This is a genomic window from Pseudoalteromonas sp. 2CM28B (genome assembly GCF_023161935.1).
Genome location: NZ_JALNTH010000058.1, coordinates 26,191 through 35,054 on the forward strand (window position 1 = coordinate 26,191; position 8,864 = coordinate 35,054).

Annotated in this window: 7 protein-coding genes and 1 pseudogene; 7 read left to right on the forward strand and 1 reads right to left on the reverse strand. The window is 37.2% G+C overall.

Annotation, left to right across the window (positions count from 1 at the left end; genetic code table 11):
• The first annotated feature begins 3 nt into the window (after nucleotides 1-3).
• From MTN96_RS34655 to MTN96_RS34665, 3 genes are read left to right on the forward strand one after another with little or no spacing between them, the layout of a single operon-like run.
• Nucleotides 4-942 carry a response regulator gene (locus MTN96_RS34655; protein ID WP_029772122.1) on the forward strand — a complete coding sequence of 313 codons (939 nt, stop codon included), beginning with the start codon at nucleotides 4-6 and terminating at the stop codon, nucleotides 940-942.
• 8 nt (nucleotides 943-950) lie between these two features.
• Nucleotides 951-1,331, forward strand: coding sequence for a hypothetical protein (locus MTN96_RS34660; RefSeq protein WP_029772123.1), 381 nt, complete (start codon nucleotides 951-953; stop codon nucleotides 1,329-1,331).
• Nucleotides 1,324-1,662 (forward strand): response regulator, encoded by a 339-nt coding sequence (locus MTN96_RS34665; protein ID WP_029772124.1) that lies wholly within the window; start codon nucleotides 1,324-1,326, stop codon nucleotides 1,660-1,662. The genes MTN96_RS34660 and MTN96_RS34665 overlap by 8 nt, the downstream gene beginning before the upstream one ends.
• A gap of 183 nt (nucleotides 1,663-1,845) precedes the next feature.
• Here MTN96_RS34665 and MTN96_RS34670 read toward each other — a convergent pair.
• A pseudogene (locus MTN96_RS34670) lies at nucleotides 1,846-2,808 on the reverse strand (IS481 family transposase).
• Between the two features lie 164 nt (nucleotides 2,809-2,972).
• On the opposite strand from MTN96_RS34670, the gene MTN96_RS34675 reads away from it, so the two are divergent.
• From MTN96_RS34675 to cas6f, 4 genes are read left to right on the forward strand one after another with little or no spacing between them, the layout of a single operon-like run.
• A complete protein-coding gene (locus tag MTN96_RS34675) occupies nucleotides 2,973-4,202 on the forward strand; it encodes a TniQ family protein (RefSeq protein WP_248534522.1) in 1,230 nt (409 codons plus the stop codon).
• Between the two features lie 4 nt (nucleotides 4,203-4,206).
• The gene (locus MTN96_RS34680; RefSeq protein WP_248534524.1) at nucleotides 4,207-6,294 is read left to right on the forward strand and encodes a type I-F CRISPR-associated protein Csy2; all 2,088 of its coding nucleotides are present in this window, start codon (nucleotides 4,207-4,209) and stop codon (nucleotides 6,292-6,294) included.
• 14 nt (nucleotides 6,295-6,308) lie between these two features.
• Entirely contained in the window at nucleotides 6,309-7,361 is a 1,053-nt protein-coding gene (csy3, locus tag MTN96_RS34685; protein ID WP_248534526.1) for a type I-F CRISPR-associated protein Csy3, read from the forward strand.
• 2 nt (nucleotides 7,362-7,363) lie between these two features.
• The gene (gene cas6f, locus MTN96_RS34690; RefSeq protein WP_248534528.1) at nucleotides 7,364-7,975 is read left to right on the forward strand and encodes a type I-F CRISPR-associated endoribonuclease Cas6/Csy4; all 612 of its coding nucleotides are present in this window, start codon (nucleotides 7,364-7,366) and stop codon (nucleotides 7,973-7,975) included.
• Nucleotides 7,976-8,864: the final 889 nt, after the last annotated feature.

Below are 8,864 nucleotides of genomic sequence, written 5' to 3' on the forward strand. Positions count from 1 at the left end.
ATTATGTTGCTTAATAATTTTAATATATTAGTGGTTGATGATGCACCTTTAATATGTAATTTTTTATATAGTGTTGCCTATAAAATCCCGGGCTTCAATGCGTATAAGGCATTTGATTATAAAGCAGCTATTGATATATTGGAGACACAAGAAATAAACTTATTAATTACAGATATAGAGTTAAAAAAAGAAAGTGGTTTAGAATTATTATCTCGTATCAGGTCTGGTAGTTTTACCCTTACAGCTCATGATATTCCAATTATTGTTCTTTCTGTAAACTCATATAAAGAATTGATACATCAATGTGTGAAATTTGATGTAAATGACTTTTTGGTAAAACCTATCTCTTCAGTTAAATTAACAGAAAAGATACATGAGCATAAACGGGCTGAGAGAACTATAAAACCCGCAGAGTACTATTTAGAGAAAATTAAGGGCGCTACGGATAATCATCAATCCTTTAAAGAATATAGTCACCGTGGTGTAGCAATTGTTTTAGGTTCAAACAAGAAAGATATAGAGCCAGAGGTAGATAAACAACAATCTGATATATCAGTAAAAAATCGCGATTTTTTAGAGTGGCCAGATAGTGCTACGACAGGGCATCATCAAATAGATCGTCGCTTAAAGAAAGTAGCCTATACAATAAGTTATTTTTATAATTCGATTATTGAAAATCGGAAATATGTTGCAATTGAAAATGCGCGAAGTCGGGTATGTGAGTCTGCCGATTACTTAATATATATTGGAAAGAATATTAAGCAGTATGATCATAGACCTGATTTTTTAAAAGCATTCCAGATATGTCTTGATAGACTTGAAATCTTAATAGCTCAAATTGCTTCCGCTAACTTAAAGAATCGAAACCAAGTACTCGCTTTACTAAGGAAGCTATCGGCATGGTGGGCGCAAACATGTAACCGGCCACTAATACAGGCGTAAATATCTGAATGGAAGATAAATTATATGACTCTAAGATAATAAACCTTAAACATCTGATTGAAATTTTTGACGATGATAGCGTTGAAACAATTACGTCTGCTTTATCTGACTTTTCTTATTCTGCTAAGAACAATATCGAATCTATCGAAAAATATTTTTTAGTGGGCAACTTAGAGGAAATATCCTATTGTGCACATAATTTAAGTGGCTTGTGCCGTTTTTGTGGCGTGATATTACTTAGTTCATTGAGCGACGAATTATACTTAGCGGCTAAAAATAAAAAAATGTCATTAATCAAATGCTTGGTTTTAGATATATCGCTTCATTGGCCTATATTGGAAATACAAATTAATCACATTATAAAAAACTATAGAGGCTTTAATGGCTAAGGTATTATTCATTGACGATGAGCCTTTTATTTTAGACGCGTATGCAAGAATGTTGAAAAGTTCGGCTTTTGAATGCTTTACATTATCAGATAGTACTCAAGTGTTTCAGCACCCAGAACTACTTAATTTAGATATTATTGTTGTTGATCACCTGATGCCACAAGTAACAGGTGTTGAGATTTTGATAGCACTAGAAAAAAAATTCCCTACTATAAAAAAAGTTCTTATAAGTGGAGATACTCATAAATTAAAAAACGCTCCATGCGACAAGCTATTGCAAAAGCCAGTCAAAAAAATATATCTATTAGATTGTTTATCTTCTTTAATTTGAGCCTCCCATTAACTGGTAACTGGCTCCCAAGTACCTGACAGAGCTCTAGCTTTCTACGGCCAAATACAAGCTTACAGGCTGTTAAAATTTAGTCTTTTGTAAATTAGTGATGGTTTGGTGGGCCTCATTGAATGAGTATCATATTAAGTCTTATCTAACCAACTAGTGCGTGATTCATAGACATCATTTCACTTTTCGTAGTTGAAGATCACGCTGATAATTCGATAACTGAATGCGTTCATTTTCAGTTTCGTAGTTAGCGTGAGCGTCTTCCCAAAGCGGTGTTTTTTCAAGGCGTTCACATACAACATCCATTGAAGTTTTACCTTTGAATGAGCCGTGAGCGCGTTGTCAATTATAGTAATACTGCCACTTAGGTAACGTTTCATTTTTGAGTTCGTCCAAATCCAAATTAACGGTCGAATAAAACTCTTCTTTATCAGTTCTTTGTGACCTTTCAACTTTGCTATTTAAGCGAGGATAGCCTGGCTTATTGGGGCGAAATTTAATGCCATGCTCCATCAATTTGAGCTGTACTTTTTCAGCAAAAAACTCCGTTCTGAGATCCGTTTAAACTCGCTGTAGCGGGAATGGCATTTCTTCTATTACCTTATCGATGAAGGTAAGAGTATTGGCTGACGTTTTACGCTTAAAAACGTCCACACGCGATACCTAGAGCAATCATCAACAGCAGTATATTGATAAATCCCTAGTGCAATTTTACATGTATCCATCTGAACTCGCTCACTAGGAGTAGGTCTTTGGTATCGAATGAAGTCTTTTTTCTTCCGCTGAAAAACTATTGGTTTTACTTCATGTTTGGTCAGCTCTTTGTGAATTGAAGCAAGCGATAGCTGAAATTATGCTCGCGAAGAAGCTCATTTTGAATTCTTCTGGCACCAAGTTTTCTATCTTTCTGAGTTTAAGAATCCACTCTTCAATTCGATTATTAATTTTAGAGTTTGGGGAGCTGTGCGGGCGTCTAGAAACGTCCTGTAGGCCGTCTAGTCCTTTCTCTTTGTATTGCTTGTACCACTTTCGAAGAGTGGGTCTAGAAATTCCACACCGACGACAAACTAGGCCCGCATTATTGGTTTCTTCGTAAAGCTCAATCCACTTTAAACGTTGTTTAATTTCTTTGTTCATAGAGTCATAGTATATTGAAACGACCTCTATGAATCGTACAGCTAATAAGAATCAGTAATAGTATATAGGGCAGCTATACAATAATATTATTTATGATGCGGCTTGCATATTAAATGGGATGGCTTTATCTTTTAGCTTAGGATTACTAAGTTTTAAGGTGTTGGATGGCTTTTCTATTTTCTCCCAAGGCTCGGGCATTTTCTGACGAATCGCTGGAAAGTTACTTGTTACGGGTCGTTTCAGAGAATTTTTTTGACTCGTATGAAGGGCTAAGCTTAGCTATTCGCGAAGAGCTGCATGAGCTTGATTTTGAGGCGCATGGTGCATTCCCAGTAGATTTAAAGAGGCTCAATGTTTACCACGCCAAACATAATAGCCATTTTAGGATGCGGGCTTTAGGACTACTCGAAACACTACTAGATTTACCTCGATACGAGCTACAAAAGTTGGCTTTGCTAAAGTCAGATTTTAAATTCAACACCTCAGCCGCCATATATAACAATGGCGTAGACATTCCACAAAGATTTATTCGTTACCATGCAGTAGATGCCATTGATTCGCTCCCTGTATGTCCACAATGTCTTGCAGAAGAAGCTTACATAAAACAAAGTTGGCACATAAAGTGGGTAAATGCGTGCACTAAACATCAGTGTGCTTTGCTACAGAACTGCCCAGAATGCTGCGCTCCAATTAACTATATCGAGAATGAGTCAATCACTCATTGCTTATGCGGTTTTGAGCTTTCTAGCGCTAGTACCTCGCCTGTAAATACTTTAAGCATTGAACACTTAAATAAATTGCTGGATAAAGGTGAGCGCAACGATAGTAACCCGCTATTTAACAACACTACTCTTACAGAACGCTTTGCTGCGATCCTTTGGTATCAGGAGCGGTATTCTCAAACAGATAACTTTTGCTTAGATGATGCTGTGGATTATTTTAGTAAGTGGCCAGCAGTTTTTTACAAAGAGCTTGATGAATTAAGTAAAAATGCAGAAATGAAGCTAATAGATCTGTTCAATAAGACTGAGTTTAAGTTTATTTTTGGTGATGCTATTTTAGCTTGCCCCATTACTCAAATGCAGAGGGAACTTCACTTTATTTATAGGGCTCTATTAGATTATTTAGTTACTTTGGTTGAGAGTAACCCTAAAACTAAAAAGCCCAACGCTGCCGACTTATTAGTAAGTGTATTGGAGGCTGCAACTTTGTTAGGCACTTCAGTAGAGCAGGTTTATAGGTTGTACCAATATGGTATTTTGCAAACGGCATTTCGTCATAAAATGAACCAGCGGATCAACCCTTATAAGGGCGTGTTTTTTTTAAGGCATGTTATAGAGTACAAAACCAGTTTTGGAAATGATAAAGCTAGAATGTATTTGTCGGCATGGTGAGTATATGCATTTAAAAGAACTGCTAGAGATTATAGACACCACTGAGCGAGATAGATTATTACGTCGTGCTTTTAGCCCTTATACGGCAATGATTGATATAACAGGCAGCGAAGCCGTTGCTCTGATTATTTTGTTAAACCTGACTTATCGAAAAAACCAAGTTGATGACTTGCTGGATAAAAAGCTAGCAAAACAGGCTTTAAAAAGTGAAGACCATATTAATAAATGTATTAAGGAAATAGCGTGGTTTCATACTCATAATTTAAAGTACCCTGATATTAGAGTAAGTAAGCAAAATTTAGCCGTAGAGCCTCCACCGCTGCAATCTTATGTTTTGAGTAGTGCTAACTATCCCAAAGCCTATGGGTGGTCGCATGACTCTGCTAAGGTAAATGTAGCTAAATTATTTGTTAGTTACTTTAAATGGCAAGATGAAGATTACTGTTTGGCGCAAGTATTAGCTACGTACTCAGATAACTGGAAAGCCGCATTTACCTCTCTTGGGTTATCCGTTAAGGCATTTAAAAGCTTATGTGTAACCGTTAAAAAATCATTGCCTGAAGAGGCCATTCCCGACTCTGTTGACCGCTATTCTCGCCAAGTAAGAATGCCTTATCATGATGGTTATGTGGCTGTTACGCCTGTTATCAGCCATGTAGTTCAATCAAAAATTCAGCAAGCGGCAATTGAAAAACAAGCTCGATTTAGCAGTGTAGAGTTTACGCGTCCTGCTGCTGTCAGTATGTTAGCTGCTTCCTTAGGTGGGGTTGTTAATGTGCTTAATTACCCTCCTTATATACGAAGTAAATATCATGGTTTAAATAACTCACGAACATTTAAATTACACAATGGGCAAGCAGTATTTAACGTAGGGGCACTATTAAAACCGGAATTCATTAAAGCTTTAGAGGGTATTATATTTAGTAATAATGCTTTGGCTCTTAAACAACGTAGACAACAAAAAGTTAAGAGTATTAAAGAAGTAAGAAACACGCTTTTAGAATGGTTTTCACCTGTATTTGAATGGCGCTTGGACGTTATTGAGAATGGGCATGACTTAGAAAAGCTTGAGAGTGCTTCAGACCAACTAGAGTATAAAATACTATCGCTACCCGACAATGAACTCCCTTCGCTAGCTATTTCTTTATTTAGGTTACTAAATGAAACGCTTGGCGGAGTGAGCATGACACAAAGGTATGCTTTTCATCCTAAATTAATGAGCCCTTTAAAAGCAGCTTTACAATGGGTACTTATTAATCTTACAGATCAGAAACATGAACTGATTGAAGAAGATGATGAACATTATCGCTATCTACATTTAAGCGGTATACGCGTGTTTGATGCGCAAGCATTATCAAACCCTTACTGCTCAGGTATTCCATCTTTAACCGCTGTTTGGGGGATGCTTCATAGCTACCAAAGAAAACTTAATAAGGCGCTAGGGATAAATGTACGGTTCACATCTTTTTCTTGGTTTATTAGAGATTATTCTACTGTAGCAGGAAAAAAACTCCCTGAACTTAGCCTGCAAGGCGCTCAGCAAAATAAGCTTAAGCGCCCAGGAATTATTGATGGCAAATACTGTGACTTGGTATTTGATTTAATAGTACATATTGATGGCTATGATGATGATTTACAGGCAGTAGATAGCGAGCCAGATATTTTGAAAGCGCATTTTCCATCTAACTTTGCAGGTGGTGTTATGCATCAGCCTGAGCTTAATTCAAATATAAATTGGTGCTGTTTGTATAGTAATGAAAATCAGTTATTTGAAAAGTTAAGGCGACTCCCTTTATCTGGTTGCTGGATAATGCCAACTGAGCACAAAATACAGGATTTAGATGAGCTACTCTTATTATTAAATAGTGACTCTAAACTAAGCCCATCTATGATGGGTTATATGTTACTCACTGAACCGATGGTTAAAGTTGGAGCACTTGAAAGACTGCATTGTTATGCTGAACCAGCAATAGGAATGGTGAAATACGAAACGGCCACTAGTGTTAGGTTAAAAGGTATTAGTAACTATTTTAATAGTGCTTTTTGGATGCTAGATGCGCAAGAAAAGTTTATGCTAATGAAAAAAGTTTAACCGGAAAATAGTTAATGGAATTATGTAATATATTAAAATATGATCGCTCGCTTTACCCTGGTAAAGCTGTATTTTTTTATAAAACGGCTGACTCTGATTTTGTTCCTCTAGAGGCTGACGTAAATAAGATCAGAGGCCCAAAATCTGGTTTTACTGAAGCATTTACTCCGCAGTTTTCACCAAAAAATATCTCACCTCAGGACTTAACACATAATAATATATTAACTCTAGAAGAGTGCTATGTACCTCCAAATGTGGAGCATATATTTTGTCGGTTTTCTTTGAGAGTTCAGGCTAACTCATTGGTCCCTTCAGGCTGTAGTGACCCAGATGTTTTTTCTTTATTAAAAGAGTTGGCCTCAACATTTAAAGAATGCGGTGGTTATAAAGAGTTAGCAGTAAGATATTGTCGAAATATTTTGTTAGGTACATGGCTTTGGCGTAATCAAAACACTGGCAACACTCAAATTGAAATTAAAACCAGCAAAGGGAATTGTTACTTAATCGATAACACTCGTAAGCTGGCTTGGGAAAGCAAATGGGCTCCTGCTGATCAAAAAGTATTGGAAGAACTAAGTAATGAAATTGAGAGCGCATTAACTGATCCCAATGTGTTTTGGAGTGCTGATATAAGCGCGAAAATAGAAGCCTCATTTTGCCAAGAGATTTACCCAAGCCAAATCCTTAACGACAAGGTTAAGCAAGGAGAGGCCTCAAAACAGTTTGTAAAAGCTAAGTGTGCAGATGGCCGTTACGCTGTAAGTTTTAATTCAGTAAAAATAGGAGCAGCTCTTCAGTCAATAGATGATTGGTGGGATGAGGATGCAAGTAAAAGATTACGAGTGCATGAGTTTGGTGCAGATAAAGAAATAGGCATTGCCCGACGTCCTCCCGATTCAGAGCAGAACTTTTATTCTATTTTCAAAAACACAGAATGGTATTTATCAGCTCTTAAAAATTGCATTACTAATAAAAATGAAAATATAGACCCAGCTATTTATTATTTATTTTCTGTATTGATTAAGGGTGGAATGTTTCAGAAAAAAGCAGAGGCTAAAAAGGCGTAATTATGCAAAGGTATTACTTCTCAGTCCACTTTTTACCAAAACAAGCTAATCTAGCGCTGCTTACTGGCCGTTGTATTTCTATCATGCATGGGTTTATTTTGAAGCATAATATTGAAGGAATGGGAGTTACGTTTCCTGCATGGTCAGACTCATCAATTGGTAATGTAATTGCTTTTGTTCACACGGACAAAGAGATTTTAACCCACCTTAAAGAGCAAGCTTATTTGGTAGATATGCAAGATTGTGGCTTTTTTAAACTAAGCCAAGTTTTAGCCGTTCCTGACAGTTGCGAAGAAGTACGTTTTATACGTAACCAGGCGGTAGCAAAAATATTCACAGGTGAAAGTAGAAGAAGGTTAAAGCGCCTGCAAAAAAGAGCGTCAGCAAGAGGTGAAGACTTTAATCCTAAAAAGATCGAAGCTCCCCGAGAGATTGATATTTTCCATAGAGTGGCTATGACTAGTAAGAGCTCACAAGAGGATTATATTCTGCATATTCAAAAGCAAGATGTCGACTGCCAAGCAGAGCCAGACTTTAGTAATTATGGGCTTGCCTCAAATGAAAAGTTTAAAGGCACGGTTCCTGATTTATCACCCTTAATAGATAGTAATTAACCTTTATTTATAGCGTTATTATAAGTCATTGATATTAATACTCTCTGAGCAAACATATAAAAATATGGGTAAAATTGAACTTGCTTTTTAATTACATGAATTATATATAAGGTTAGCTATTTTTATAGTGACCTGCCGTATAGGCAGCTGAGAATTGCTTAAAGCCCTGCACGCCAAACCTAATGATGTGACCTGCCGTATAGGCAGCTGAAGATAAAAATAATCGATTCGATGTTTAAGTTAATGTAATTCTGCCGAAAAGGCAGTGAGTAGTAATTGAAAAAACCAGTCTTATATCCGAAGGCTGGTTTTTTTGTTTTTAGCGTTATAACTTTTATTTCACTATGTCACTGTATGGTTGTACTTTATGTCAGTGAATGGTTGCACGCTCTTTGTAAGTTACTGATACGCCTATTCAGTGTATGTCACCCTTTGCCTGCAGCGACAGCTGAAACCATAGTCTACATAATTAAACCATATGACATAATACAACCATAGTGTGCTTACAGCGACATAAAGTGTTGTCGCTGAAACCAGTGCTTACAGCGACATAAAGGTTAAAGGTTAAAGGTTAAAGGTTAACGGGCTACGAGTGACGGGCTTCGAGCCTAAAACGTGTGCGAGGTAAACTAAGGCTGATGGGATGGCGCACACTATTTTGTAGGCGGGGCTTTATGCCGCGTATAGGGTAAAGGCTCCGAGGGTGTAATTAATGTTGTGTAACTGCCAATTATAATTTGCTTTATCAAGAGTTGAAGGGTTAGGTGATGAATAAATGACGAATTGCTTTTTAATTAATACCAAACACAATCCTGCCGAACCCCGAACCCCGAACCCCGAACCCCGAACCCCGAACCCCGAACCCCGAACCCCGAACCCCGAACCCCGA